The following is a 485-nucleotide window of genomic DNA, read 5'->3' as shown; positions in this document are numbered from 1 at the left end:
GGGGGAGGAAGAGGAAGAGGGGGAGAAGAGAAAGGAAGAAGGAAGGAGGAGGAGAGGAGAGAGAGAAGGAAGAGGGGGAGAGAAGGGGGAAGGGAGAAGAGGAAAGAGAAGGGAGAAAGGAAAAGGGAAGGAAAAGAAAAAGAAGAGAAGGGAGAAGGAAAAGAAGGAGAGAGGGGAAAGAAAAGGAGAGAAAAGAGAAGAAGGAGAGGAAGGAGGAAAGAGAGAGAAGAAGAGAAAGGGAGAGAGAGAAAGGAAGGGGAAAGGGGAGGAGGGAAGGGAAAGGGGGAAGAAAAAAAGGAGAAAGGGGGGGGGAGGGGGGAGAAGAGGAAGGAGAAGAGGAAGAAGGGAAAGGAGGGGGGGGGAGGGAAAGGAGAGGAGAAAGGGAAGAAGGAGAAGGGGGAGGAAGAAGAGAAAAGGGAGGGGGGGAAGAAGGAGGGGGAGAGAGAAGAGAGAGGAAGGAAAAAGGGGCCCGCTCAGTACCAGCA

At 53.2% G+C, this 485-nt stretch carries 1 protein-coding gene; it reads left to right on the top strand.

The genetic code is table 11. The features are described 5' to 3' along the window. On the top strand, positions 1 to 485 hold a 485-nt coding region (locus tag LC438_RS19010), incomplete at both ends, for a hypothetical protein (protein ID WP_223587510.1).

It is taken from the genome of Microbacterium sp. OVT16B (genome assembly GCF_019969705.1).
GTDB lineage: Bacteria > Actinomycetota > Actinomycetes > Actinomycetales > Microbacteriaceae > Microbacterium > Microbacterium natoriense.
Note: the sequence above shows the minus strand (reverse complement) of the source record. Positions and strands in the feature narration are given on the sequence as shown.